The sequence below is a fragment of the Cellulomonas sp. PS-H5 genome, from assembly GCF_019265565.1.
Lineage (GTDB): Bacteria > Actinomycetota > Actinomycetes > Actinomycetales > Cellulomonadaceae > Cellulomonas.
Genome location: NZ_JAHVCI010000003.1, coordinates 100,480 through 125,719, shown reverse-complemented (window position 1 = coordinate 125,719; position 25,240 = coordinate 100,480). Strand labels below are relative to the sequence as shown.

26 protein-coding genes and 3 tRNA genes are annotated in these 25,240 nt (G+C 76.1%); 12 read left to right on the top strand and 17 right to left on the bottom strand.

The window, feature by feature from the left end; genetic code table 11:
- Nucleotides 1-47: 47 nt before the first annotated feature.
- Genes J5O08_RS02965 through J5O08_RS02955 form a run of 3 tightly spaced genes read right to left on the bottom strand, consistent with a single transcriptional unit; the run spans nt 48 to nt 3,394 of the window.
- The gene (locus J5O08_RS02965; protein WP_218705354.1) at nt 48-2,159 is read right to left on the bottom strand and encodes an alpha-galactosidase; all 2,112 of its coding nucleotides are present in this window, start codon (nt 2,157-2,159) and stop codon (nt 48-50) included.
- A 51-nt stretch (nt 2,160-2,210) separates the two neighbouring features.
- On the bottom strand, nt 2,211-2,798 hold the full coding sequence (locus J5O08_RS02960) for a hypothetical protein (protein ID WP_218705353.1): 588 nt from the start codon (nt 2,796-2,798) through the stop codon (nt 2,211-2,213).
- Nucleotides 2,795-3,394 carry a DUF2231 domain-containing protein gene (locus tag J5O08_RS02955; protein ID WP_308160995.1) on the bottom strand — a complete coding sequence of 200 codons (600 nt, stop codon included), beginning with the start codon at nt 3,392-3,394 and terminating at the stop codon, nt 2,795-2,797. The genes J5O08_RS02960 and J5O08_RS02955 overlap by 4 nt, the downstream gene beginning before the upstream one ends.
- A gap of 208 nt (nt 3,395-3,602) precedes the next feature.
- Here J5O08_RS02955 and J5O08_RS02950 point away from each other — a divergent pair, with 208 nt between their 5' ends.
- Genes J5O08_RS02950 through J5O08_RS02940 form a run of 3 tightly spaced genes read left to right on the top strand, consistent with a single transcriptional unit; the run spans nt 3,603 to nt 5,160 of the window.
- Nucleotides 3,603-4,274: a hypothetical protein gene (locus J5O08_RS02950; RefSeq protein ID WP_218705352.1), complete on the top strand. Its 672-nt coding sequence runs from the start codon at nt 3,603-3,605 to the stop codon at nt 4,272-4,274.
- Nucleotides 4,275-4,330: 56 nt separating this feature from the next.
- Nucleotides 4,331-4,705, top strand: coding sequence for a helix-turn-helix transcriptional regulator (locus tag J5O08_RS02945; RefSeq protein WP_255589176.1), 375 nt, complete (start codon nt 4,331-4,333; stop codon nt 4,703-4,705).
- Complete coding sequence (locus tag J5O08_RS02940; protein ID WP_218705350.1) at nt 4,702-5,160, top strand: SRPBCC domain-containing protein; 459 nt, start codon at nt 4,702-4,704, stop codon at nt 5,158-5,160. Before J5O08_RS02945 ends, J5O08_RS02940 begins: the two co-directional genes overlap by 4 nt.
- Before the next feature lie 46 nt (nt 5,161-5,206).
- On the opposite strand, the gene J5O08_RS02935 is transcribed toward J5O08_RS02940, so the two are convergent.
- Nucleotides 5,207-5,815 (bottom strand): TetR/AcrR family transcriptional regulator, encoded by a 609-nt coding sequence (locus J5O08_RS02935; protein ID WP_218705349.1) that lies wholly within the window; start codon nt 5,813-5,815, stop codon nt 5,207-5,209.
- 188 nt (nt 5,816-6,003) lie between these two features.
- Between J5O08_RS02935 and J5O08_RS02930 the strand changes: the two genes are divergently transcribed.
- From J5O08_RS02930 to J5O08_RS02920, 3 genes are all read left to right on the top strand, one after another.
- Nucleotides 6,004-6,351 (top strand): VOC family protein, encoded by a 348-nt coding sequence (locus J5O08_RS02930; RefSeq protein ID WP_217615462.1) that lies wholly within the window; start codon nt 6,004-6,006, stop codon nt 6,349-6,351.
- Between the two features lie 149 nt (nt 6,352-6,500).
- Complete coding sequence (locus tag J5O08_RS02925) at nt 6,501-6,824, top strand: hypothetical protein (protein ID WP_147794528.1); 324 nt, start codon at nt 6,501-6,503, stop codon at nt 6,822-6,824.
- Nucleotides 6,825-6,944: 120 nt separating this feature from the next.
- Nucleotides 6,945-7,214, top strand: a complete 270-nt coding sequence (locus tag J5O08_RS02920) for a GlsB/YeaQ/YmgE family stress response membrane protein (RefSeq protein WP_147794529.1) — start codon at nt 6,945-6,947, stop codon at nt 7,212-7,214.
- Between the two features lie 170 nt (nt 7,215-7,384).
- Here the strand turns inward: J5O08_RS02920 and J5O08_RS02915 are convergent, their stop codons facing one another.
- Together J5O08_RS02915 and J5O08_RS20725 are read right to left on the bottom strand one after the other, a co-directional pair.
- Nucleotides 7,385-7,669, bottom strand: coding sequence for an adhesin (locus J5O08_RS02915; RefSeq protein ID WP_217615461.1), 285 nt, complete (start codon nt 7,667-7,669; stop codon nt 7,385-7,387).
- Nucleotides 7,670-7,965: 296 nt separating this feature from the next.
- The gene (locus J5O08_RS20725) at nt 7,966-9,903 is read right to left on the bottom strand and encodes a mechanosensitive ion channel domain-containing protein (RefSeq protein ID WP_308281293.1); all 1,938 of its coding nucleotides are present in this window, start codon (nt 9,901-9,903) and stop codon (nt 7,966-7,968) included.
- Between the two features lie 177 nt (nt 9,904-10,080).
- Here J5O08_RS20725 and J5O08_RS02905 point away from each other — a divergent pair, with 177 nt between their 5' ends.
- Together J5O08_RS02905 and surE are read left to right on the top strand one after the other, a co-directional pair.
- Complete coding sequence (locus J5O08_RS02905) at nt 10,081-11,094, top strand: PfkB family carbohydrate kinase (protein ID WP_308160993.1); 1,014 nt, start codon at nt 10,081-10,083, stop codon at nt 11,092-11,094.
- A 57-nt stretch (nt 11,095-11,151) separates the two neighbouring features.
- Complete coding sequence (gene surE, locus J5O08_RS02900; RefSeq protein WP_218705347.1) at nt 11,152-11,931, top strand: 5'/3'-nucleotidase SurE; 780 nt, start codon at nt 11,152-11,154, stop codon at nt 11,929-11,931.
- A 9-nt stretch (nt 11,932-11,940) separates the two neighbouring features.
- Here the strand turns inward: surE and J5O08_RS02895 are convergent, their stop codons facing one another.
- From J5O08_RS02895 to J5O08_RS02870, 6 genes are read right to left on the bottom strand one after another with little or no spacing between them, the layout of a single operon-like run.
- The gene (locus J5O08_RS02895) at nt 11,941-12,813 is read right to left on the bottom strand and encodes a prenyltransferase (RefSeq protein ID WP_218705346.1); all 873 of its coding nucleotides are present in this window, start codon (nt 12,811-12,813) and stop codon (nt 11,941-11,943) included.
- The gene (locus tag J5O08_RS02890) at nt 12,810-13,148 is read right to left on the bottom strand and encodes a lycopene cyclase domain-containing protein (RefSeq protein WP_218705345.1); all 339 of its coding nucleotides are present in this window, start codon (nt 13,146-13,148) and stop codon (nt 12,810-12,812) included. The genes J5O08_RS02895 and J5O08_RS02890 overlap by 4 nt, the downstream gene beginning before the upstream one ends.
- The gene (locus J5O08_RS02885; RefSeq protein WP_218705344.1) at nt 13,145-13,540 is read right to left on the bottom strand and encodes a lycopene cyclase domain-containing protein; all 396 of its coding nucleotides are present in this window, start codon (nt 13,538-13,540) and stop codon (nt 13,145-13,147) included. Before J5O08_RS02885 ends, J5O08_RS02890 begins: the two co-directional genes overlap by 4 nt.
- On the bottom strand, nt 13,507-15,183 hold the full coding sequence (gene crtI / locus J5O08_RS02880) for a phytoene desaturase family protein (RefSeq protein WP_218705343.1): 1,677 nt from the start codon (nt 15,181-15,183) through the stop codon (nt 13,507-13,509). Before crtI ends, J5O08_RS02885 begins: the two co-directional genes overlap by 34 nt.
- A complete protein-coding gene (locus J5O08_RS02875; RefSeq protein WP_218705342.1) occupies nt 15,180-16,139 on the bottom strand; it encodes a squalene/phytoene synthase family protein in 960 nt (319 codons plus the stop codon). The genes crtI and J5O08_RS02875 overlap by 4 nt, the downstream gene beginning before the upstream one ends.
- Nucleotides 16,136-17,299, bottom strand: a complete 1,164-nt coding sequence (locus J5O08_RS02870) for a polyprenyl synthetase family protein (protein ID WP_218705340.1) — start codon at nt 17,297-17,299, stop codon at nt 16,136-16,138. The genes J5O08_RS02875 and J5O08_RS02870 overlap by 4 nt, the downstream gene beginning before the upstream one ends.
- A gap of 327 nt (nt 17,300-17,626) precedes the next feature.
- On the opposite strand from J5O08_RS02870, the gene galE reads away from it, so the two are divergent.
- Nucleotides 17,627-18,589, top strand: coding sequence for a UDP-glucose 4-epimerase GalE (gene galE, locus J5O08_RS02865; RefSeq protein WP_218705339.1), 963 nt, complete (start codon nt 17,627-17,629; stop codon nt 18,587-18,589).
- A 6-nt stretch (nt 18,590-18,595) separates the two neighbouring features.
- On the opposite strand, the gene J5O08_RS02860 is transcribed toward galE, so the two are convergent.
- The 3 genes from J5O08_RS02860 to J5O08_RS02850 form a co-directional block, all read right to left on the bottom strand.
- A complete protein-coding gene (locus tag J5O08_RS02860) occupies nt 18,596-19,528 on the bottom strand; it encodes an LLM class flavin-dependent oxidoreductase (protein ID WP_218705338.1) in 933 nt (310 codons plus the stop codon).
- Between the two features lie 40 nt (nt 19,529-19,568).
- Nucleotides 19,569-21,479, bottom strand: coding sequence for a DUF4914 family protein (locus J5O08_RS02855; protein WP_218705337.1), 1,911 nt, complete (start codon nt 21,477-21,479; stop codon nt 19,569-19,571).
- A 165-nt stretch (nt 21,480-21,644) separates the two neighbouring features.
- Nucleotides 21,645-21,989 carry a metallopeptidase family protein gene (locus J5O08_RS02850; protein ID WP_147796966.1) on the bottom strand — a complete coding sequence of 115 codons (345 nt, stop codon included), beginning with the start codon at nt 21,987-21,989 and terminating at the stop codon, nt 21,645-21,647.
- Between the two features lie 96 nt (nt 21,990-22,085).
- Here J5O08_RS02850 and J5O08_RS02845 point away from each other — a divergent pair.
- From J5O08_RS02845 to J5O08_RS02835, 3 genes are all read left to right on the top strand, one after another.
- A tRNA-Glu gene (locus J5O08_RS02845) sits at nt 22,086-22,158 on the top strand.
- Nucleotides 22,159-22,196: 38 nt separating this feature from the next.
- A tRNA-Asp gene (locus tag J5O08_RS02840) sits at nt 22,197-22,270 on the top strand.
- Nucleotides 22,271-22,311: 41 nt separating this feature from the next.
- A tRNA-Phe gene (locus J5O08_RS02835) sits at nt 22,312-22,384 on the top strand.
- 66 nt (nt 22,385-22,450) lie between these two features.
- Here J5O08_RS02835 and J5O08_RS02830 read toward each other — a convergent pair.
- Nucleotides 22,451-24,103 (bottom strand): cell wall metabolism sensor histidine kinase WalK, encoded by a 1,653-nt coding sequence (locus J5O08_RS02830; protein WP_218705336.1) that lies wholly within the window; start codon nt 24,101-24,103, stop codon nt 22,451-22,453.
- Nucleotides 24,100-25,140 carry a response regulator gene (locus J5O08_RS02825; RefSeq protein WP_218705335.1) on the bottom strand — a complete coding sequence of 347 codons (1,041 nt, stop codon included), beginning with the start codon at nt 25,138-25,140 and terminating at the stop codon, nt 24,100-24,102. The genes J5O08_RS02830 and J5O08_RS02825 overlap by 4 nt, the downstream gene beginning before the upstream one ends.
- Nucleotides 25,141-25,240 lie beyond the last annotated feature (100 nt).

The window sequence follows — 25,240 nt, the reverse complement described above, 5'->3', positions numbered from 1 at the left end:
AGCGAGAACAAGCGCCGCGCTGTTCTCGGTTGTCGCGCCGCCCGTCGTCACACCGCCGTCAGCCGCAGCACCGCCGCCTGCTGCGGCGTGAGCAGCGGCCACGCCAGCCCCGTCTCCGCGAGCGCCCGGCCGGGCAGCACGACGGATCCGCCCCCGACGACCGCGTCCCACCACGCCGGCGCCCCGGCGTCGAGCACCCGCGGCAGGCCCGCCCCGAGGTCCAGGACCTCGACCCGGTAGGACCACTCGGGGTCCAGCCCCGGCACGCGCGCCGGTGCGGGCCGGGACACCCCGGGCGCCGACAGCGCCACCAGCGCCACGACGGCCGCCGACCGGTCCTCCGCGACGACGCCGTGCACCGCGAGCGCCGGGTCCGCGACGTCCGCCCGCACGACGGTCCCCGCGTGCAGCAGCCCGCGCAGGTCCCGGTAGGCGGCGGCCCAGGTCGCGACCGCGGCACGCTCGTCGTCGGACGCCCGGGTCAGGTCCCACTCGATCCCGGCGTGGCCGAACAGCGCCGTCGCGAACCGGAAGCCCAGGTCGCTCGACCGCCCGGTGGTATGCGCGCGGGCGTCGCCGAGGTGCGCGCCCAGGTGCTCCGGCGGGACCAGCACCGACGTCCAGCGGTGGATCTCCTGGCGGTCGAGCGGGTCGTTGGTGTCCGACGGCCAGAACCGGTCGACGCGGTCCAGGATCCCGAGGTCGACGCGGCCTCCGCCGGACGCGCAGGACTCGATCTCGACCCCCGGGAACTCCGACCGCAGCGCGTCGAGCAGCCGGTACAGCGCCGCGGTCTGCCGGTGCGCGGAGCCGCCGAGCAGGTCGCGGTTGTGGTCCCACTTCAGGTACGCGATCGGGTACTCGCGCAGCAGCGCCGCCAGGGCGTCGTGCACGTGCGCCCAGGCGCCCGGCTGGGCGAGGTCGAGCACGCGCTGGTGCCGCCACTCCGGCGTCGACGGCCGGCCGAGCACCCACTCGGGGTGCGCCCGGGCCAGGTCGGAGTCGGCGCTGACCATCTCGGGCTCGACCCACAGGCCGAGCTCCATCCCGGCGTCGCGGACGAGCGTCGCGAGCGGGTGCAGGCCCTCGGGCCAGACGGTGGCGTCGACCGTCCAGTCGCCGAGCGAGGTGCGGTCGTCGCGTCGGCCGTGGAACCAGCCGTCGTCGAGCACGAACCGCTCGACCCCGGCCGCGGCGGCCGCGTCGACCAGGCGCGCGAGGGTCGGCAGGTCGTGGTCGAAGTAGACGGCCTCCCAGGTGTTGAGCACGAGCGGGCGGGGGCGCAGCGGGCCGCGACGGCGGCGGTGCCGGCGGTGCAGCCGGTCGCTCGCGCCGTCGATCCCCGCGTCGGACCAGGTGGCGACGAGCCACGGCGTGGCGAGCACCTCGCCGGGCTCCAGCACGACCTCGCCCGGGTCGAGCCGCTCGCCGCCGCCGACGGCCGACGGCCCGAGCGGGTTGCGCTCGGCCCAGAGCCGGCGGTCGCCGCTCCAGGCGACGTGCGCGGTCCACACCTCGCCGGACCGGAAGCCGAACCCGGGCGTCCCGGCGGCGAGCAGGTACGCGTCGTCGTGCCCGGGCCGGCCGTGCCGCGCCTCGCGCAGCCACACCCCGTGCCCCGGCGTCAGCCGCTGCGGCCGGCGCTCGTGCGACCACAGGCCGGTGTGGTCGGCGACCTCGCGCGCGCGGTCGGGGACCGGCAGGACGACGTCGAGGGTGCCCACGTTCAGCGGGGTGCCGTCGACGTTCCGCAGCTCGTGCCGGACCGCGAGCACGCCCTCGGGCGACAGCCGCAGCTCGGTGCGCACCTCGAGGCCGGCCTCGGCGTCGCCGACGTCCACCCGCAGCACGTCGTCCCAGTCGACGGTCAGGCGCTCGACGGAGAGCAGCCTGGGGTCGACGTCGAGCCTGCCCGACCGGTGCACGGCGAGCGCCTGCTGGCCCGACCAGCCCTGGGACAGGGTCGGCAGCAGCGAGAGCCGCAGCGGGTCGTCGACCGAGCTCGGCGGCACGGGCGGCACGAGCGCGTCGGCCAGCGCCGCGAGGGCGTCGTCGTCGAGGTGCCCGAGGTCGGCACCCCAGTGCAGCACGGCCGGCACCGAGGTGCCGCGGGCGTCGACCAGGAGGCTGACGCCCCCGGCGCGCAGATGGTGGATCATCGGTTCCCTGCTTCGTCGAGGGGACGGCGTTCGCCTCCGTACTCTGCCAGGTCAGGCGCGCCGTCCCGCGACGACGCCCGCCCCGACCAGCAGGAGCCCCGCGGCCAGCGATCCCAGCCCGCCGAGGGCCATGTCCCCGATCGTGTCCCGGTACCCCACGTGGATCGAGGCGTCGATGTAGGTGTTCCCGAGGTACTCGCCCACCTCCCACAGCACGCTGAGCCCGAGCCCGAGCGCGGTCGTCACGCCGACCGAGCCCACATGCGTACGCCGGGCCGCCGGCAGGACCGGGTCGACCACGGCGCCCGTGGCGCGCGCGACCACCAGGTGCGCGACGGCGGCGATCAGCCCGGTGACGACCAGGTGCATGACGACGTCGAGCCACGAGATCCGCTGGTAGAGGTCGAGCGCCCCCGCCCAGCCGGCCGCGAGCAGCCCGACCCCGTACGCGGCGTCGAGCCGCGGGTCGGCCCCCACGGCAGGCGGCACCACGAGCCCGGCCAGGACCAGCAGCAGCAGCGCCGCCCCCACCGGCCCGTCCACCACCGCCGCGGCGACCACGCTCACGACCCCGAGCACCCGCACGACGCCGCCGGGCCCGCGCAGCAGCAGCGCCACGGCCGTGCGCCGCTGCGTCACGCGGTCGCGTCTGCCGCCGTGCCCTCGCGGCCCTCCGGCTCCGCCGGGCCCGACGCCGACGTGGGCGGGGAGCCGAGCCGGGACGCCATGTGCCCGCCGAGGTAGCCGCTGGCACCGAGCACGCCGCCGGCACCGAGCGCGACCGCGACGCCGAGCCCCCGGTGCCCGCGCCGGCGCAGCAGCCAGGAGGTGCCGTAGAGGCCGAGCGCGACGTTGTTGAGGAAGCCGTGCACCGTGCCGACGCGGAGGGTCTTCCGGTCGGAGACGGCCCAGTCCGCGAGGCCGGTGACCGCGGCCGGCACGGCGGACAGGATGCCGAGCCCGAGCAGCCGGTCGGCGGCGCGGCGGCGACCGTCCCCACCGCCCGGGGTCAGGTCGAGGACGGTCGCGCTCACCCAGAAGCCGATCGGCGCGTCCGTGAGCAGCGGGTGCGCGGCGTGGCCGAGCGGCCGGCCGTGCAGCAGCGACGCCAGCCGCGGGCTGGTGCGCAGCGCCTTCAGGACGACGGGCTGCACCCGGTCGACCGCCTCGTCCAGGGCGGTGGCGCGCTCCAGGCGGCGGGTCGCGGTCAGCAGGGGGCTCTCGTCGGCGTGCACGGTGTCTCCTCGTCGGCCGGGGCGGGGGGCGTCCAGGGGTCGAGCATCGCCCCGCCGGGTCGCGAGCGCACGGCGGGAGCGCCTCGGGTGCGGTCCGACCAGCCCCGACGCATGCTGGACGCCGCGTCCGGCATCGGCGCGGCCCGCACCTCCCCGGCCTGCGTCGTCCCGGCGTGCGGACCGGGCCGCACCGCACCGGAGGTTCCTCGTGACCGTGTCGACCACCGCCCGGACCACACGGGTTGCCGACGCCGCCGGTGCGGTCCTCCGCGCGCTCGTCGGGGCGGTCGACCGCCTCCGGCCCTCCCCCCGGCCGCTGCACCCGCGCGGCGTCGTCCGGCACGGGACGCTGCTCGTCGACGACGACGGCGCCCCGGGCGCCCTGGAGCTCGGCGCGCCGCTGGTCGTCCCGGCCGTCGCCCGGGTGTCGCGGGCCGCCGGCCTGCCCGCCCCGCTCCCCGACGTGTTCGGCGTGGCGGTGCGGTGGGAGGCGGACGGGCGGACCCACGACCTCCTGCTGTCCGGGACGGGGCTCGGCCGGCTGACCCGGTTCGTCCTGGTGCCGCGCCGGCGACCGCTCGGCGGCCCGCACGGGACCCTGATGCCGTTCCTCGACAGTGAGGGGCGGGCGCTGGTCGTGGCCGCGGTGCCGACGCCCGGCGCGCCGCGGGACGGCGGCGTCGACCTGGTGCTCCTGTCCGCGCGACCCGGTGGTCGCTGGCACCGCCTGGGCCGGCTGGTGTGCCCCGCGCGACCCGGGGACGGGGACGACCCGCACCTGCGGTTCGACCCGGTGCGGCACGTCCCCGGCGCCCTGCGGGTCCCGGGCTGGGCCGCGCGCCTGCGGCTGCCGTCCTACCGGCGGGCCCGCGCGGGCTGAGCCGGCCCTGGCGACAGGCATTGTGCACCGATCGGTTCAGCGTTATGGTGAACCGCATGGTTCAGCAACAGCGCCTGGACGAGGTGTTCGCCGCCCTGTCCGACGCGACCCGGCGCGACGTCCTCGTGCGCCTCGGCGACGGCCCGGCCACCATCGGGCAGCTCGCCGAGCCGTACGGCATCACCCTCACCGGCATGACGAAGCACGTGCGGGTACTCGAGGACGCGGGCCTGGTCGTCACCGAGAAGGTCGGGCGCGCCCGGCAGTGCCGCCTCGGCGCCGAGCGCCTGGACGACGCGATGTCCTGGATCGGGTTCTACCAGCGGCTCTGGGAGCGCCGGCTGGACGGGCTCGAGGCCTTCTTCACCCTGCAGCGCGGGCGCGCCGACGAGGCGGCCCGCCGGACGCGACCGGAAGGACCCACGCCATGACCACCGACGCCACCGACCTCGAGCTCCGCGCCCAGCGCGTCCTGCCCGCCACCCCGGACGAGGTCTTCGACGCCTACACCGACGCCGAGAAGCAGCGCACCTGGTTCGCGATCCTGGACACGGAGCCGGGCATCGTCGAGATCGAGGTCGACCTGCGGGTCGGCGGGAAGCAGACCGCGGTCTGGGGCCCGAGCCGCGACGAGCTGTTCCGCGAGACCCAGACGTTCCTGGAGATCGACCGCCCGCACCGGCTGGTCACCGACTCGGTCGGGAGCAGCCCGGACGGCGCCACGATGGCGACCCGCGTGGTCGTCACGTTCGAGGCGGTCGACGGCGGCACGCTGATGAGCGTCGTGCAGAGCGGCTTCCCGACGCCCGAGATCCGGGACTTCTTCGCCGAGCACGCCTGGGAGGGCGCGTTCGACCGGATCGGCGCGTACCTGGCCCGGGCCTGAGCCTCCGGGCCGGCCGCGACGACGGCGCCCGCCCCGGAGGTCGACCTCAGGGGCGGGCGTCGCCCGCGCCGTACCGCAGCCCGTCGACGACCAGGTCGAGCAGCCCGCGCACGCGCTCGGCCCACCGGTCGGAGTCGGGCACGTTCCACACGCCGCCCATCGCGAGCATGACCTGCTCGCCGTCCACGTCCGGGCGGACCGAGCCGTCCGCCCGGCCGGCCGCGAGCAGCTCGTCGATGGCGGCGATGATCCCGGCCTTGGTGTCGGCGAACAGCGACGAGTCCGAGCCCACCGCCGTGCGCAGCGCCGCGCCCATCCCCCGCTTCGTGGCGGCGTACCGGACGAACCGGCCCATCCAGTCGCGCAGCGCCTCCACCGCGGGCCGGTCGTCGTCGAGCAGCGCGGGCGCGGCGTCGCACAGGGCGCTGACCTCCTGGCGGTAGGCCGCCTCGACCAGCGCGCTGCGCTCCGGGAAGTGCCGGTACAGCGTGCCGATCCCCACACCCGCCTGCTGGGCGATCGACTCCAGCGGGGCGTCGCCGTCCTCGGCCAGCGCGGTCGCGGCGCACTCCAGCAGCCGGGCGCGGTTGCGCGCGGCGTCCGCCCGCAGGGGACGCGGGGCGGGGCGCTCGGCGGGGGCGGACGGGGTGGTCACGGGACTGCTCCTCGGGATTGCTCTTGCGATGCGGAGGATCCTCCGGTTAGAGTCGAACGCGAAACGGAGGTTCCTCCGTTCCAGGGTACGCCGCCTCCGACGCCCGGTCACCTCCCCGCCCCGCGGGGAGCCGGGCACCGTCGACGCCGGCCCGCGAACCCGCACCACGACCATCCCAGGAGGCCCCCATGGCCAGCACCTTCCACGGCGTGACGTTCGACGCCTACGACGCCCAGGCCGTCGCCCGCTTCTGGGGCGCCGCGCTCGGCCGGGACGTCGCCCCCGGCGCCAGCCCCGAGCACGCCGAGCTGCTCGACCACACCGGCGCGCCGCGCCTGGTCTTCGACCGCGTGCCGTCCGGCGGCGTGGTGCGCAACGCGCTGCACCTCGACCTGGTCACGTCCGACCTCGAGTCCGAGTCCGAGCGGCTCGTCCGCCTCGGCGCGCGCCGGGTCGGCGCCGTCGGCGGCACCGCCCGGTGGGTCAACCTCACGGACCCCGAGGGCAACGCCTTCGCCCTGCTCCCCGCCGCCTGAGCCCGGCCGCCGCGCCCGCCACCCGTCCGGGTGACGGGCGCGGTCTCGACGGGCGTCTTTGTCGCATTCGCCCTAGTTTTCGGCGTGCCGCCCCGATGGCGGCCGGATCTGCGCACCACCCGTGCCGAGAACGAGACAGGGGACATGCCATGACGCACCCGTACGGTCAGGACCCGCACCAGCCCGCCGCCTCGACGCCGCCCGCCGCACCGCCCGCAGGCGCCGCCGGCTACGGCGCTCCCGCCCCGGTCGGCGCGAGCACCGGCACCCCGGTGCTGTCGATCATCACGTTCGTCCTGTCGGCGATCGCGATCCTGTTCCTGCCGATCGTGTTCGGGCTCGCCGGCATCGTCACCGGCATCGTGGCCGTCGTCCGCAAGGAGCGCCTCGGCAAGATCGCGCTGATCGTCGCGATCGTCGCCACGATCATCGGCTTCGCGCTCGGGGCCCTCGTCGTGAGCCAGATGTCCTGACGACCGCGCGCCGGGCGCGGCGCGGACCGCTCACCAGCAGGCCCGCACGCGTTCCGGATGCGGACCGCGACCACCCGTGTCACGGTTCTCTCCGTCCGAACGAGTTGTTGGAGGTGCCAGATGGGATTCTTCGCTTTCCTGCTGCTGGGTCTGATCGCGGGGGCAATCGCGAAGGCGATCCTGCCGGGGCGTCAGGCCGGTGGCTGGTTCGTGACGCTGCTGCTCGGTGTGATCGGGGCCCTGCTGGGCGGCTGGCTGGGCAGCGTGCTGTTCAACCGTCCGCTCGAGGACTTCTTCTCGATCCAGACGTGGCTGCTCGCCATCGGCGGCTCGATCATCGTGCTGCTGATCTACGGCGCGCTCACCGGCCGCAAGGGCGCTCGCGCCTGACGCACGGCCGGCCGTGACCCGGTCCGGCGACGGTGGGAGACCGTCGCCGGACCGTCTGCCGGACACCGGCCCCGGACGGTGGGAGACCGCCCGGGGCGCCCGGCACGACGAGGGCCCGCACATCCGCACCAAGCGGCTGCGCGGGCCCTCGCTGTGTGCCCGGGGGGAGATCAGCCCTGGGGCGCCAGGGTGAAGCCCGGGGCGCCGGTCGCCGACGGGTCGGCGTCGAGCGTGAGGTCCGCGAGCGCGGTCGACGTCTCCGGGGAGACGAACACGGTCGCACCGTCGGAGTCGATGACGTCGTCGCCCGGCACGGCCTCCGGGACGAGCGCGAGCTCGAACGAGCCGAGCTGCTGCTGGGACTCGGCGATGCGCAGACCGCCCGAGTCGGGGAGCCCCGCGCGGGTGGTGAGGTCGCGGACGGCGGTGCTGGCGTTCTCGGTCAGGGTGAGCACGGGTGCTCCTCTCGTGGCCGGTGGCGGTCGTGACGCCGGGGCGCCGCGACCATCGGACCCTTCCACCGTCGGCGGGTCGTCGCCGGGACGCAACCGCACGTCCGCTGGGCAAGACCGCGCGCGTCCGCTGCGCGGAGCCCGCTGGACACCCGCGCCGCGATCCCGCACCCTCCTCCCCTGCACCCTCCGCACGCCCCGCAACCCCGCTCGCCGAAATGGCAACTCTCGGCTGCGCGGACGCGGGTCCACACAGCCGAGAGTTGCCATCTCGGCGGGGCGGGGGGCGCGCGGGGGGGTCAGCGGGTGGGGCGGTCGCGGGGGTCGATGGGGGCGCTGCGGACCGAGCGGCGCGTCGGCGGCGCGGGGGTGTCGTCGGACGGGGCGTCCGGGGTGGCCCCGGGGGTGACCGGGGCGTCCGGGGTGACCGGGGGGTCCGCCGGCGCAGCCGGGGACGCGGGGACCGCGGGCTGGACCTGGGTCTCGCCGGTCTGGCCGGTCGGCGTCCGGTCCGCGCCGTAGGCGGGCAGGATCATCGTCCCGGACTCCTCACCCGGTACCGGCGACGCGGACCCGCCGGGTCGCTCCGCCGCGGACGTGGGAGTCGTCGCGGTGGGGGTCCCGGGCGGGGCGGTCTCGGGTCCCGGCGCCGGCGCGACGACGCCGGAGGATCCGGTCGTCCCCGCGGCCGACGCCTCGACGTCCGAGCCGGCCGCCGCCCCGGACGGCGCCCCCGCCGGCGCGGCGACCGTCGTCCCGGTCCCCGTCCCGGCCCCGCTCCCGGGCGCCGGCGCCACCGGCACCGCGTCCGGCGTCCCGGCGCCGCCCGCGGCGGCCACGGCCTGCGGCACCGCGTCCGTCCCGGGCGCCGGCACGACGTCGACCTTGCGTCCGCCCGAGGACCGCCCCGCGGTGACCTCGGCCTCCTGCCGGGCCTCCGCGGCGTGCTCCTCGCGCTCGGCGATCACGTCCTCGCCCGGGCCGGCGAACGACCCCGCGCGCTGCATCGCCTCGACGCTGCCGGTGAACAGCCGGGCGTCGAGCTGCCCGGTCTCGGTCGCCGGCTCGACGATCGCGTGCGCGCCGGTGCGCGGCCGCCGGGACTGCGCGGGTGCCGGCTCGACGACCGGCAGCGGCGCGCCCTTCGTCGTCTCGATGCGGGTGCGGGGCAGCCCCTGGGGGGCGTTCCGCTGCAGGTAGGACACCAGGCCCTCGCGCAGGTAGCAGCGCAGGTCGAACAGGGTCGGGGCGTCGACGGCGCTCGCCAGGGCGCGCAGCCGGACGACGCCGTTCACCGCGTCCGTGACCTGGAGGATGCCGACCCGGTGGTCCCACAGGTCGGTGTCGGCGAGCAGGCGGTTGAGCTCGGCGCGCAGCTCGTCGACCGGCACCTGCCAGTCGACGTCGATCTCGACGGTGCCCAGCAGCTCGGCGGCGCGCCGGGTCCAGTTCTCGAAGGGCGTCTGCGTGAAGTAGGTCGACGGCAGGATGAGCCGGCGGTCGTCCCAGATGTGCACGACCACGTAGGTGAGGGTGATCTCCTCGATCCGGCCCCACTGCTGCTCGACGATGACGACGTCGTCGACCCGGATGCCGTCCGTGAACGCGATCTGCAGCCCGGCGAACACGTTCGCCAGGGAGCTCTGCGCCGCGAGACCGGCGACGACGGACAGCAGACCGGCGGACGCCAGCAGGCTCGCACCGAACGCCGAGACGCCCGGGAAGGTCAGCAGCACCGCGGCGACGCCGACGACGACCAGCACCGCGACCGTGATGCGGCGGAGCAGCTGGACCTGCGTGCGCACCCGGCGGGCGTGCCGGTTGTCCTTCACGTCGACCCGGTAGCGCTGCAGCGCGAGGTCCTCGACGACGAACGCCAGCGTGCCGACGAGCCACGTCGCCGCGGCGATCAGCGCGATGAGCAGCACGTGCCCGATCGCCCGCATCCACGAGGTCTCCCAGTCGGCGTCGGGCACGGAGATCGCGAGCGCCACCCAGACCGCGATGACGATGAGCACCGCCCGCAGCGGGCGCTTGGACCGGCGGGCCAGGTCGGCGGCGAGGGCGGACCGCTTCGCGACGGTGCGGACGAGGGCGCCGATGAGCACCGCGACCAGGAGGGCGACGACCACGGCGCCGGCCACCCAGAGCACGGGCACGAGCACGTCGCGGGCGGTGTCGACGGCCTCCTCGGTCGTCGCGGCGGGCACGGAGAGCGGTGTTGCTGCACGGATCACGCGAGCCATCGAACACGCCCGGCCGCGCGGTCACCACCCGTGGCCGGGCGCTCCGCCGAGCCTGCGCACGACCTGCACACCGCGCGGCGCCGCCCGGGCCGCCGCCCGCTCCGGTCGCACCGCGCGTCGCCGCACGTCAGCATGGGTCGGGACGACCCCGAGCCCAGGAGGACGCCCGTGCCGACCAGCCGCAACCCCCGCGTGTGCGTGCTCGCCCCGACGCCGATCCTCACGGTCACGCTGGAGACCGGCTCCGACGACGAGACCCCGGAGCTGCACGTGCACTCCGGCGGCCAGGGGCTGTGGGTGGCGCGGATGGCGTACTCGCTCGGCGCCGAGGTCGTGGTGTGCGGGCCGTTCGGCGGCGAGACCGGCACCGTGCTCGGGCACCTCGCGGAGACCGAGAACCTGCGGGTGCGGCGGGTGTCCTACGCGGGCGGCAACGGCGCCTACCTGCACGACCGGCGGGGCGGGGAGCGCACCGAGCTCGCGTTCATGCCGCCGGCGCGGCTGGACCGGCACGAGATCGACGACCTGTACGGCACGATCCTCGTCGAGGCCCTGGACGCGGACGTCTGCGTGATCACGGGCGCGTACCCGTCGCCGCTGCTGCCGGCGTCGTTCTTCGGCCGGCTGATCGGCGACCTGCGGGCCGCGGGCGTGAAGACCGTCGCGGACCTGTCGGGCAAGGCCGCGGTCGAGGCCGCGAGGGCCGGCGTCGACGTGCTGAAGATGTCGCACGAGGAGCTGCTCGAGGCCGGGCTCGCGGAGGACGGCTCGGTGGACTCGCTGCGCGAGGGCGCCCGCCGGCTGCTGCGCCCGGAGCCGGGGCTGCCGGAGGGCCACGGGGACGAGTTCCCCGACGACCCGATCGACGTGGACGCCGAGGCGCCCGGCCAGGTCGGGGCGATGGTGGTGTCCCGCGCCGCCGACCCGGCGCTGCTGGTGACGGCGTCGGGCGTCTCGGAGGTCGTGGCGCCGTCGGTGACGACGGTCGACCACCGCGGCGCGGGCGACTCCATGACCGCCGGGATGGCGGTCGGCGTCGGGCGCGGGCTCCGGCTGACGGAGGCGGCGCGGCTCGGCGCGGCCGCGGGCGCCCTGAACGTCACGCGACGCGGGCTGGGCACCGGCCACCGCGAGCAGATCGAGCGGTTCGCCGAGCAGATCGTGGTGCGGGAGGTCGGCTGACCGCCGGCACGGACGACCGACGACCCCCGGTGCGGCCGGGGACGAGGAGGAACGACCATGCGCGTCCTGGTGACGAACGACGACGGGATCGAGTCCGGGGGGCTGGCCGTCCTGGCCCGTGCGGCGCTGGCCGCCGGCGCGGACGAGGTGGTGGTCGCGGCGCCCGCGCGGGACTCGTCCGGCGCGAGCGCGTCGCTGCTCGGCGCCGAGCACGACGGCCGGCTGGTGGTCGACCGCAAGGACGCCCCCGGCCTGCCCGGCGGCGTCGACTCGTTCGCCGTCCGGGCGGCCCCGGCGCTGATCGCGTTCGTCGCGGCGCACGGCGGGTTCGGCCCGAAGCCGGACCTGCTGCTGTCCGGCGTCAACCGCGGCGCCAACACCGGGCACGCCGTGCTGCACTCCGGCACGGTCGGCGCCGCGCTGTCGGCGGCCACGCACGGCATCCGCGGGTTGGCGGTGTCGCTCGGCGACGCCCGGCCGCAGCACTGGGCCACCGCCGAGGCGTACACCACGCACGTGCTCCGCTGGATGCTCGACCAGCCGCAGCAGCGCGACCGGGTGGTGAACCTCAACGTCCCCGACCGCCCGCTCGCCGAGGTGCGCGGGCTGCGCCGGGCGCCGCTCGCCGCGTTCGGCGCGGTGCAGGCGCGGGTGCACGAGGTCGAGCACGGGAACCTCATGCTCACGTACTCCGAGCTGGCCGCGTCGCAGGAGTCGGAGACCGACGCGGGCCTGCTGCTGCGCGGCTGGGCGACGGTGACGCTGCTGCACGCGCCGGCGTTCGAGGCGGACGCGCCCCTCCCGGAGCTGCACGCCCCGCTGGGGCCCGGGGACTGACCCGCGGGCTCAGGTCGTGAGCGCGATCGCGATCAGCAGCATCGTCACGAGGAAGCCGACGACGAGGTTGAGCCACAGGAACGTCCGCCACCCGGCGTTGGCCCGCTCGCAGTCCTCGTCGCGCACGGACCAGAAGCGCGCGGTGCTCGCGGCGTAGACCAGCGGCAGCACGGCGGCGAGCCACCCCGGCCATGGCAGCACCAGCAGCACGGCGGCGGCCAGCACGTACGCACCCGTCGCGAGCACGACGGTCGCGTGCGCGCCGAGCACCGTCGCGACCGAGCCGATCCCGCCCTCGCGGTCGGCCCGCACGTCCTGCACCGCGCCGAACGCGTGCGACGCCATCCCCCACAGCACGAACGCCACGAGCACCGGCCACACCGACCGGGACCCGAGGTCGGCCCCGACGAGCACCAGCGCGTAGAGCAGCGGACCGACGAAGTGCATCGCGGAGGTCGCCGAGTCGAGGACCGGGCGCTCCTTGAACCGCAGCACCGGCGCCGAGTACGCGACGACGAGGAACACCACCAGCAGCAGCGTCAGCCCGGCCGCGAGCGACCCGACCGCGAGCAGGTAGACCAGGAAGGGCAGCACCGACAGCGCGCTCGCCCACAGGATCCGCCGGTGCACGACCCGCGCCACGGCCGGGTCGGCGAGCGCCCCCTCGATGCCGCCCTTGCGCGGGTTCTGCAGGTCGGAGGCGTAGTCGAACACGTCGTTCACGCCGTACATGAGCAGGTTGTACGGGATCAGGAAGAACAGCGTCCCGATGACGAACGTGAGGTCGACCCTGCCCTCGGTCGCCAGCAGGTAGCCGGCGGCGAACGGGTAGGCGGTGTTGATCCACGAGAACGGCCGCGAGGCCGCGAGCACCTGCCTCACGCGACGTCCCCCGGGGTCCCGGCGCCGGGCGCCGCCGACGCGCGCGCCGCGGACCGGCGCTCCAGCACGGTCCACAGCACCGGCATCGCCAGCGCGGCGACGACGGCGTAGAAGAAGTCCTCCAGCGGAGCCCCCCACAGGTAGACGCCGAGGATCTTGTCGGCGTCGAAGACGTACAGGTCGGCCGCGATCATCAGGGTGTCGAACACCATGGTGAGGACGCACAGCACGAGCGCGGCGCCGGCGACGGGCCCGAGGCGCATCCCCCGCAGCACCCGCCAGGACACCGCGACGACCGCGGCGAGCACGAGCACGTTGAGCACGATGTTGGTCACCGGGCCGCCTCCCCCGCGGCACCGGCGGGGCCGGCGGCCCGCGTCCGCCGCCACGCCAGCGCCCGGTCGATCCCGCGCCAGGCCAGGAGCGCGTTGTAGCAGAGCAGCGTCAGGAACACCGCCTCCTCCACCGGGAGGTCCGGCGCCAGCAGCAGCCCGGTCATGTGCGGGCTCTCGCCGCGCGCGAAGATCCCGAGCAGCAGGCCCGCGACGTCCCAGAGCAGGAAGCCGACGACGCCGATCCCGACGCACAGCGCGGCGCGCCGCGGGGCGTCCCAGAACGCGAGGCGCCACCGGCGGTCGATCAGGGCGAGGCCCCCCAGCGCGAGCAGCAGCGCGCCGAGGTACGCGAACCGGATCACCGCGCCCCCGCCGGGACGGCGTCGGTCCATGCCCCGCGCCGCCGGGCGGCGTCGAGGTAGCCGCTGCGCAGCGGCGTGGGCAGCGGGCTGGGCGAGGTCTCGCCGAGCAGGCGCTTGGCGACCAGCTCGGCGCTGATCAGGCACATCGGCAGCCCGACGCCGGGGACGGTGCCGCCGCCCACGTGCAGCAGGTTCGGCACCCGCGGCGACCGGTCGCCGGGCCGGAACATCGCGCTCTGCCGGAGCGTGTGCTCCATGCCGAGCGCGGTCCCGCGCCACGCGGAGAAGTCGCGCGCGAAGTCGGCGGGGCCGACGACCTTCCGGGTGACGACCCGGTCGCGCAGGTCCGGCACGCCGGCCCAGCGCGCGACCTGGTCGAGGTACCGGTCGGCGTACGAGTCGAGCTCGGCGGCCCCGGCCGGGCCGGCGCCGATCGACGCGTCCGCCGGGAACGGCACCAGCACGAACAGGTTCTCGTGGCCCTCCGGCGCGGCGGACGGGTCCGTGGCCGTGGTGCGCGAGACGTACAGCGAGGCGAAGTCCGGGACCCGGAGGTCCTCCGGGCGCGACGAGCGCCCGGGGCCGAGGATCGCGTCGAAGTTGCCCGGCCAGTCGCGGGTGAAGAACAGCGAGTGGTGCGCCAGCTCGGGGAGCGCGCCGCGCACGCCCGCCATGACGAGCAGCGCGGAGATGCCCGGGCCCCGGTCCTGCCACCAGGCCTCGGGCAGCGTGCGGTGCTCGGGCGCCAGCAGCGCGGTCTCGGTGTGGAACAGGTCGGCACCGGACACCACGACGTCCGCGGGGACGACCTCGCCGGACGCCAGGCGCACGCCGCGGGCGACGCCGGTGCGCCGCGGGTGCCGGGCCGAGCGCCCCGCGCCGTCGACCTCGACCGCGACGACGTCGGCGCCGGTCCGGATCGTCACGCCCTCCTTGACGGCGAGCCGCTCGATCGCCTCGATGAGCGTGTACATGCCGCCGCGCGGGTACCGGACGCCGTCGACGAGGTCCAGGTGGCTCATCAGCGAGTACAGCGCGGGCACCCGGTACGGGGACGAGCCGAGGAACACCGCGTGGTAGCCGAGCACCTGGCGCAGCACCGGGTGGTCGGTGGTCGCGGCGACCTTGTCCGCCAGCGACCGCGTGAGCAGGGAGGCCAGCGTGCCGGAGCGCCGCGCGACGTCCCCCGTGATCGCGCGGTCCGGCCGCTCGAACGTCGTGTAGAGGAAGTGGTCCAGCGCCGTGCGGTACGCGTCGGTCGACTCCGCGGTGTACCGGCGGAACGCCTCGCCCGCCCCGGGCTCCATGGCCTCGAAGGTCGCCCAGTTCGCCTCGGGGTCGCCGACGACGTCGAACGGCTCGGACGCCGCTCCCGGACCCGCCGCCGCGTCGGGCTCGGGGAACAGCCGGTAGGCCGGGTCGAGCCGCACGAGGTCGACGTGGTCCTCGACCCGCTCGCCGAGCAGCGCGAAGAAGTGGTCGAACACCTCCGGCATGAAGTACCAGGACGGCCCGGTGTCGAACCGGAACCCGTCGGCCTCCCAGGTGCCGGTGCGGCCGCCCACCCGGTCGTGCCGCTCCAGCAGCGTGACGTCCGCGCCGCCCCGCGCGAGCAGGGCCGCGGTCGCGAGGCCGCCGATCCCGCCGCCGACCACGACCACCCGACCCGTCACGCCGCACCTCCGTCGTCTCGTCCGTCCCGGGCGCCCGCGCCCGTGCTCCCGCGCCCGCCGCGCGACCGCGCCGCGTCCACCGCCTCGCCCGCCAGCGTCCGGGCCAGCACCGCCACCTTCCGGGGCGTGCTCACCCGCACCCGCGTCGCCAGCACCCGCTCGGGGGGCGTCGCGGCCAGGTCGGCCAGCAGCGTGTCGTACAGCGCCAGCGTCGCCGACACCGCCGCGCGCGCACGCCGGGGCAGCCGCGGGAGCGCCGCGCGGGCCCGCGCGAGGTCGGCGCCGATCTCGTCGAGGATGGCCGCGAGCTGCCCGTCGGTCGGCCCGTCGGGGCCGACACCCGGGAAGTACAGGCGGCCGAGCTCGCCGGAGTCGGCACCGAGGTCGCGCAGGAAGTTGATCTTCTGGAACGCGGCGCCGAGCGCCCGTGCGCCGTCGATCGTGGGCGCGTCCGGCCGGCGCACCGGCTCGCCCGGTGCGCGGTCCGCGTTGAGGAACACCTGCAGGCACATGAGGCCCACGACCTCGGCCGAGCCGTAGACGTACCGGAGGTAGGACTCGCGGTCGTGCACCCGGACGGTGAGGTCGGCGCGCATGGACGCGAAGAACGGGTCGACCTCGGCGGGGCCGATCCCGGTGCGCCGCGCGGTGCGGGCGAACGCGTGCACCACGAGGTTCGTCGAGTAGCCGGACGCCATCGCCCGGGCGGTCTGCGCCTCGAGCTCGTCGAGCAGCGCCGCCGCGTCGTCGCCGCCGCGGGTGTCCACCACCTCGTCGGCGATCCGGACCAGGGCGTACACGGCCTCGATGTCCCGGCGGGCGCGCGGGCCGAGCAGCCGGGTGCCCAGCCCGAACGAGGTCGAGTACCCCGCCAGCACGGCGCGGCTGGCCCGGGCGGCGGTGCGGTCGTACAGCGCGGCCGACGCGGCCCGCACGGGGAGCCGGGTCGCGGTCACCCGGCCACCCCGGCGGTCGCGTCGAGCAGGTCGGTGAGGTAGCGGGCCAGCGGCTCGGGCAGGCCCCCCACCGCGGCGGAACGGGCGGTGCGCACGGCGTCCGCCCGCACGAGGCGCGCCTCGTCGAGCGCGCCGGAGGCGGCGATGACCTCGCGCACCCGGGCGGCGTCGGCGTCCGTCAGGTCGGGGCGGCCGACCGCGGCGTCCAGCACCGCGCGGTGGTCCTCGTCGGCCCGCAGGTACGCGAGCCGCAGCAGCTCGGTGCGCTTGCCCTCCCGGAGGTCGGACAGCACGGACTTGCCGGTGACCTGCGGGTCGCCGAACACGCCGAGCTCGTCGTCGAGGAGCTGGAACGCGACGCCGAACGCGGTGCCGAACCGGTCGAGGACGCCGAGCACGGCGTCGTCCGCGCCGGCGAGCACCGCACCCGCGCCGAGCGGACCGCAGCACGAGTACACGGCCGTCTTGAGCTCCGCGACCCGCAGGGCGTCGACCGCCGTCGGGCCGTGCAGGCCACCGGTGACGTCGAGCAGCTCGCCCGCCACGGTGGTGTCGACCGCGCGGGCCAGCGACCGGACCACGCGCAGCGCGACCTGCGGAGGCACGGGTGCCGAGGCGGCGAGGTCGAAGGCGGCGGCGATCGCGACGTCCCCGCCGAGCAGGCCCGCGGCCAGCACCGGGTCCTCCGCCGCGGGCCCGTGCACCCCGCGGGCGGCCAGCCGACGGCGCGCGGTCCCGGTGACGTTCGGCCGCCCGCGGCGGGTGTCGTCGTGGTCCAGCACGTCGTCGTGCACCAGCATCGCGGTGTGCAGCATCTCCTGCGCCGCGGCCACGGGGGCGACGGCGGCCAGGTCGGTCCCGCCCAGTCCGAGGTAGGCGGCGACGGTCAGGCGCGGGCGCATGAGCCGGCCGCCGCCGAGCTGGTCGCCGACCGCGCGCCACAGCGCCGCGTGCTCGACCGCGAGCTCCCGCGCGCGGGAGCGCCGGGCGGCGACGTCGTCGACCAGTAGCAGCCGGACGGCGGCGAGGCCGTCCTCGACGCGGGCGGCGAGGTCGGGCGCCGGGTCCGAGGCCGTGTGCGCGCGGGGGCGCGCGTGCGACGCCGGGGCGTCGGCCACCAGACCGCCGCCCGCGTCCGCTCGGGTGCGGGCACTGCGCACGCGACCTCCCCTGGGCTCGAGTAGATGCTCAGCATACTGAGCATCTGGCACGCCGCCACCGGGACGCCGACCACGCCGTCGACCCGACGCCGACCCGGCGTCCCCCGCGCCGCGCGCCTGCCTGCGGTGCACTCTGCCTCATCGCGCGCGGGAGCGCACCACCCCGGGCCGCGCGGTCGCCGGAGGAGCCGCGCCGCGCGGGCAGCACGGCGAGCAGCCCCCCCCCCCGCGCGACCGCGCGAGCGCACCGCCCTCGGATCGACCAGAAACGATCGCGATCGATCAGGAAGCACCACGACCGCCCGCCGGCCGGGCTACGCTGGACCCATGACGACGTGGCTGGTGACCGGAGGCGCGGGGTACATCGGCTCGCACGTGGTGCGGGCGTTCCGGCAGGTGGGGATGCGCGCGGTCGTCCTCGACGACCTGTCCTCGGGGCACCGGGAGTTCGTCCCCGACGACGTGCCGTTCGTGCAGGGCTCGATCCTCGACGCCGACCTGGTCGCCGCGGCGCTCCGCGAGCACGACGTCACCGGCGTCGTGCACCTGGCCGGGTTCAAGTACGCCGGCGTCTCGGTGCAGCGCCCGCTGCACACCTACGAGCAGAACGTCACCGGCACCGCGCGCCTGCTCGAGGCGATGGCCGCCGCCGACGTCCGGCGGATCGTGTTCTCGTCGAGCGCCGCCGTGTACGGCACTCCCGACGTCGACCTGGTCACGGAGGACACCCCGACCGCGCCCGAGTCGCCCTACGGCGAGTCGAAGCTCATCGGCGAGTGGCTGCTCCGCGACCAGGGCCGGGCGACCGACCTCGCGCACACCTCGCTGCGCTACTTCAACGTCGTCGGCTCGGGCACGCCCGAGCTCGCCGACACCAGCCCGCACAACCTGTTCCCGCTGGTGCTGGACGCGCTGGCCGAGGGCCGCACGCCCCGGATCAACGGCGACGACTACGACACCCCCGACGGCACCTGCGTGCGCGACTACGTGCACGTCGCCGACCTGGCCACGTCGCACGTCGCCGCGGCGCGCGCGCTGACCGAGGGCCGCGAGCTGCAGCGCGTCTACAACCTCGGCTCCGGCGACGGCGTGTCCGTGCGGGAGATCATGACCGCGATGGCGGAGGGCACGGGCATCGCGTTCGAGCCCGAGGTCGCCCCCCGGCGGCCGGGCGACCCGGCGCGGATCGTCGCGTCGGGCGAGGCCGCGGCCCGCGACCTCGACTGGGTCATGCGGCACACGCTGACGGAGATGGTCACCAGCGCGTGGCAGGCGCGGCAGGCCCGCTGACGGTCCTCACCGCCCCAGGCGGGACAGCCCCTCGGTCAGCACGTCCTCGGACCCCGCGTAGATGCCCTCGGCCCGGGGCCAGTGCACCACCACGTCCGTGAACCCCAGGTCCGCCGCGCGCTCCACGCCCTCGACGAGCGTCGCGGCGGACTCCAGCGAGAACACGGGCGCCCCGTCGAGGTTGAGGTACAGCTCCGGCACGCGGCCGTCGGGGGCGAGCCGGCCCGCGATCTCCCGCAGCTGGTCGACCTGCTCGGCGAGCCCCGCCCACCACGCCTCCTGCGCGGCGGCCGGCGACGCGGGCTGCTCGTCGGGCGCGAACACCGGCCCGTAGGTCGCCCAGCCCTGCCCGTACCGCGCGGCCAGGGCCATCGTGCGCGGGCCGCCCGCGGCGACGACGAACGGCGTGCGGGGCCGGGCGATCGTGCCCGGGTGCATCCGGGCGCCGTGCGCCTCGTAGAACGTGCCCTCGTGGTCGGTCACCGGGTGGGTCAGCAGCCGGTCCAGCAGCTCGACGAACTCCTCGAACCGGCGGGTGCGCTCGCCGCGGGTCGGCGCCGGGCCGAGCACGCCGGCGTCGAAGCCCTCGCCACCCGCACCGAGCCCGAGCAGGAACCGGCCGCCGGCGACGTCGTCGAGCCCCATGACGTCCTTGGCGAACGGCACCGGGTGCCGGAAGTTCGGCGACGCCACCCAGGTGCCGAGCCGGATCCGCTCGGTGACGGCGGCCGCCGCCGCGAGCAGCGGGACCGTGGCGAACCACGGCTCGTCGGCCAGCGTCCGCCACGCCAGGTGGTCGTAGGTCCACGCGTGGTCGAAGCCGAGCTCCTCGGCGCGCCGCCAGGTGTGCCGCGCGTCGGCCCAGCGCTGCTGGGGCAGGAGCACCACGCCGAGGCGCGGGCGGGCGGGGCGGGCGGCGTGGGTCGTCTCGGCGGTCACGCACCCGAGCGTAGCCACGCCGCGCGCGGCCCCGGTGCGGCTACAGGTGCAGCGGCGTCAGCTCCTCGTACGCCTCGACCGGGGCCCCGGCGAGGCACGCCTCGATGATCCGCCGGCCCAGCGGGTCGAGGTCGTCGGTGAGGAACTGCTGCAGCTCGCTCGCGAAGAAGCCCTGGAGCACCGCGGCGCCCGCGTCGTACGCCTCCGCGCCGACGTTCGTCTGGTACTCCGGCTGGAGCAGGGTCGGCCGGATCTGCTGGCCGTCGAGCTTCATCTCGGTGGGCCGGTAGCCGAACAGCGCGCACCGCGCGGGCGCCAGCTGCTCCCGCCGGATCCGGCCGCCGCCGCGCCGGGCCAGGTACTCCCGGGTGAGCCACTCGGCCGAGAACCCCACGTGGTAGGCGCCGATGTGCTGGTTCGGGGTCAGGACGTACCGGGTCCGGTCGTTCGCCACCAGCTGGCGCAGCAGCAGGTTCGCCGCCGCGACCTTGGTCCCCGTCGAGAACGGCCAGTACGAGCCGACGCCCTCCGCCACCATGCCGCCGTGCGCGAGCGCCGCGGTGACGTCGGCGCTCTCCCCGATCGACGGATTCTTGTCGCCGCGCGGGGCGATCAGCCGCCAGACCCACGCCAGCGCGGGCGGCACCACGTGCATCATCCCCATGATCCCGTAGGTGGGCGCGTCCCGGGTGCACAGCGGCATCCGCACTCCGAAGGTGCGCACGTCGACCGGCTGCGGCTCGGCGACCACGTTCTTGATCGACGACCGCGGGATGACGACGCGCGGGTTCGGGCACCGCCGCCCCGTGGAGTCGAGCGTGTGCTCCCACGGCAGGGCCGTGGCGCCGGGGACGCCGTCGATCGACAGGAACACCAGCGGCTGGTCGGGCTCGATGACCGCCCGCTCCAGCGCGACGTCCTCGCCGTACGCCGTGAGGTTGTCGACCCGGACGAACCAGCCCGCCTCGGCGTCGGAGACCGTGAGACGGCCGTCCCCGCCCTGCACCGACGGGTGGCACAGCGTCATGTCGTCGGTGACCGGCGCGAGCGCCGACGTCTCGCCGAGCGTCAGGTGGTACGGCTCGTCCCGGACCACGTTCGTGCCGACGAGGATCCGCCCGTCGTCCTCGCGCCGGATCTCCTGGCACATTTCGGACTTCCCGCCGCCCGACGCGCCCTCGTGCATGATCACGGTCTCGTTCTCGTACGGCGTGGTCACCCGGACCGACGAGGCGTGCGCGGTGAGCCAGCCCTCCCGCTCGCCGATGTCGAGCAGCACCGAGAACACGCCCTTCTTGGCGCTCGGCCCCGGGTACAGGTTGTAGGCCCACACCTCGTGCAGCCGCTCCGACCGGTCGTGGACGACCACCTGCCGGCCGCCGAACCGGGTGTGCCGGAACGGCGGCGCGACGTACAGGATCGACCGCGGGTCGAACGGGCCGAGCTCCTCGAACGTCACCCAGCCCTGCAGGTCGACGAGGGTGAGCGCGAAGAACGCGGCGTTCGCCGGGCAGATCGCGAGCGACGGGTACCCGACCGCGGGGCCGCCCGCGCGGAACGGCACCACGACGAGCTCCTGCGTCGCGAGCCACGCGAGCGTCTCCGCGCGCACCGGGTCGAAGTCCTCGCCGTAGACGTCCCTGTACCGGGGCTTGTCCGTCGGCAGACCGTCCGCGATCCGCATGCAGTCCGGGTCGCGGCGGCGCATGTAGTCCTCGGGGTAGTTCACCGCGAGGCCGTTCCGGCACCGGGCGACGTCCGCCTCCCGGTACGGCGCCCCGTCCACGTCGTACTCGACGGCGAAGGTCGGGCCGCCGTCCGGTCCGAGGGCCAGCTCGTACAGCTCCGCCCGCGTCTGCGGCACGATCACGCGGGGGCTCGCGTCGAGGGCGGCGCGGACGTCCCGCGCCAGGTGCACGCAGGACAGGTCCAGGGTCAGGTCCGCGGTCATGGTGGGGCTCCCTACGCGTCGAGGCCGCGGGGCGGCCGCGACGGGTGCCCCGGGGCGCGCCGCGGTGCGACGGGGGTCGCGAGGGCGCGCTTGACCCGGACTTTACGAGCGTGCGGGTCGCCCCGGACGGGACCTTGGCCCCCACTCAGGCGCCGGACCGCCGCGTCACGCCCAGCCCAGCTCGTGCAGCCGCTCGTCGTCGATGCCGAAGTGGTGCGCGATCTCGTGGACCACGGTCACCGCGACCTCCTCCGCCACCTCCTCGCGGTCGGCGCAGATCGCGAGCGTCGGCCGGCGGAAGATCGTGATGCGGTCGGGCAGGGAGCCGGCGGCCCAGAACTCGCCGCGCTCGGTGAGCGGGACCCCCTCGTACAGCCCGAGCAGGTCGGGGTCGTCGGCCGGCGCGTCGTCCTCCACCAGCACGACGACGTTGTCCATCCGGGCGGCGAGCTCGTCGGGGATGCGGTCCAGACCGTCCCGGACGGCGTCCTCGAAGTCCTCGCGCGACATGTCGATCACCGGTCCATCCTCGCCGATTTGGAGGATCCGCAGACCTACCCGTAGAGTCTTCCTCGGTCTGAAGACGCCTCGACGTCAGGGGCGCGAGCCCCCATCGTCTAGCGGCCCAGGACCCCGCCCTTTCACGGCGGTAGCACGGGTTCGAATCCCGTTGGGGGTACGAGCTCCGTGCATGTGGAAGAATAGGTCTCACAACGAGGCCCCGTAGCGCAGTTGGTTAGCGCGCCGCCCTGTCACGGCGGAGGTCGCGGGTTCAAGTCCCGTCGGGGTCGCTCGATCACACCGGTCCACTGGGCCGGTGTCGTCGTATCAAGGCTCTGTAGCTCAGTTGGTAGAGCGTTCGACTGAAAATCGAAAGGTCACCGGATCGACGCCGGTCGGAGCCACCGAGGAAGCCCCGCATCGCCCCAGGCGACGCGGGGCTTCGTCGTTCTCGGGGCTCGCCCGGGGGCTCAGCCTGCCGCCGGGACCCGGCGCCGGCGCGGCAGGACCGCCGTGAACGTGGTCCCCTCCCCCTCGGTGCTCGTGACCTCCATCACGCCGCCGTGCGCCACGACGACCGACCGGGTGATCGCCAGCCCCAGCCCGACGCCCGGCACGGCGTTCCGGGTCGCCGTCGTCGTCCGGAAGAACCGGGAGAACAGCCGGTCGACCTCGTCCGCGGGGATCCCGAGCCCGGTGTCCGCCACCGCCAGCCGGACGTGGTCGACGGTCGCCGCGACGCGGACCGTGACGGTGCCCCCGGCGGGCGTGAACTTCACCGCGTTCGACAGCAGGTTGTCGCACACCTGCGCGAGCCGGACCGCGTCGGCCCGCAGCGGCACCGGACCGTCCGGGACGTCGAGCGCCAGAGCGACGCCGGCGCGGTCCGCGGCCGGGCGCGCCGACTCGACCGCCGCGCGCGCCACCTCCGCCACGTCGACGTCGGCCACCGCGAGCGGGAACCGCCCGGCGTCCACCCGGGCGGTGAACAGCAGGTCGTCCACCAGCCGCAGCAGCCGACCGGCGTTCCGCTCGGCGACCTCGACGGACCGCTGCTGGTCCGGCGTGAGCGGGTCGTCCCGCAGCAGGTCGAGGTGGCCGACGACCGCGCTGACCGGCGTCCGGAGCTCGTGCGAGATCATCCCGGTGAACTGGTCCTGCAGCCGCGCGGCCTCGTGCACGGCCGTGGCGTCCGTGGCGACGAACAGGTAGCCGGCGGGCCGCCCCTCGCCGTCCACGCGGACCGTGGTCGACACCTGCACCGGCACCGGCGTGCCGTCGGGGCGCAGCCAGGTCCACTCGGACGCCTCGGGCCGGCCGGGTGCGACGTCCGCCACGAGCGCCGCGAACGGCGTGACGGTGCCGGCCCGGCGCCAGCGCTCCTGCAGCTCCGCCGGCTGGACGAGGGCGTCGGCGCGTAGGACGCCCTGGGCCTCGGCGGCGGTCCGGCCGAGCAGCCGCTCGGCGCCAGGGTTCCACACGTCGACGAGCCCGTCCGGGTCCGTGCCGACGACGGCCTGCTCGGTCACCGCGTCGAGCACGCTGCGGGTGAGCCGGTCGGCGTCGCGCAGCCGCGCGAGGTGCCCGCGCAGGCGGCGCGCCAGTTCGTTGACCGTGAGGGCGGCGAGGGCGTAGACGACCGGGGCGAACCCCGCGCGCCACCACGCGAGGTCGTCCGGCTGCCCGGCCTGCCACGGGAGGGCGGGCAGCAGCAGCGCGAGGCACGACGCCACGGCGGCCAGCACGACCGCCCACCGCCCGGGCTCGGCGGCGATCCAGATGACCGGGAGCACCAGCACCGCGCCGAACAGCGAGCCGGAGCCACCGGTGCCGGCGCGCAGGAGCCCGACGGCCAGCACCGACGCGAGCGGGACCGCAACCGCCCAGCCGTCCCCCGCGGCCCAGGCGTCGGCGGCGCGGCGCGTGGCGGCCGGCGGGTGCAGCGCCGCGACGACGGCGACGGCCGTGGCGACCGCCAGGACGAGCGCCCCGGCGAGCACCGCGCCGGGGTCCGTCACCGCCGACCCCGGGGCCGCGGCCGCGAGCGCGCCCCCGAGCAGGACGGCGAGGAGCGTCGGGGCGTGCTTGAGCAGCACGGTGCGGTCACGCGGCCGGGACGTCACGCCGCGCCCGCCGCACCCCCGGGGACCGCCCCGGGGCCCGGGCCGCCCGTGTCCCGGACGATCTCCAGCGGCTCCACCGCGCGCCCGGTGCCGAACCGGGACCAGTACCGCGCCGTCGCGCGCACGAAGTCGGGCTCGAGGTAGTCCCGGATGCCCGCCTGGGACGCGAAGCACGCCAGCATCGCGAGCTTGGTCTCCAGGTGGTCGTCGACGGTGACGAACCGGTTGGGTCGGAAGTCGACGGTCGCCGACGGGCTCTGGAAGCAGGCGACCATGCCGATCCCGCGGGTCGCGACCATGGTCGCGTCGTGCACCGCGCGGTGGTCCTGGTGCCGGTCGTTGGCGCTGTGCGTGTAGACCACCGACGGCCGCACCTCGGCGACGACCCGCTCGACGATGTCCAGGGTCGGCCCGGCGACCGGGACCTGGGTGTCCGGCAGGTCCTCGAGGAGCAGGCGCGCGCCGATCAGCCCGGCCGCGGCGCGCGACTCGCCCTCCCGGTCCGCGACGTCCCCGCCCCGGGCACCCCGGGACAGCGTGAGGATCACGACCGCGTCCCCGGCGGCCCGGTGCGCCGCGAGGATCCCGCCGGCGCCGATCTCGACGTCGTCCGGGTGGGCGCCCACCGCGAGCACCACCGGCCGGGCGGCCAGGGCGGCGCGGCGGCGCTCGCCCAGCCGGCGCACCACCTCGACGAGCTGGCCCGCGGGGACCGGCTTGGTGAGGAACTCGTCGGCGCGCTGCCGCAGGGCGCCGACCGCGTACTCGACGGAGACGTGCGCCGTCATCACGACGACGCCCACGTCCGGCGTCCGCTCCCGCAGCAGGCCCGCGAGCTCCAGGCCGGACGTGCCCGGCATCTCGATGTCGGTCACCACGACGTCCGGGTCGAACCGCGCGAGCGTGCCCGCGATGTCCGAGGCGTCGTGCAGCACGACCACCTCGCAGCCCGCGCGGCGCTCGAGCACGGTCCCCGTGTACGCCGCGACGTCGGGGTCGTCGTCCAGCACGACGACCCGGAGCGCAGAGCCCGTCAAGCAGTCCCCCCAGGTGGTGCACGTGGCCGGACGGTCCGGCGGCCCGCCCCGGCCATGCTCGCAGATTCACCCGCGCGGCGGCGGTCGGGCCGCGAGGGCC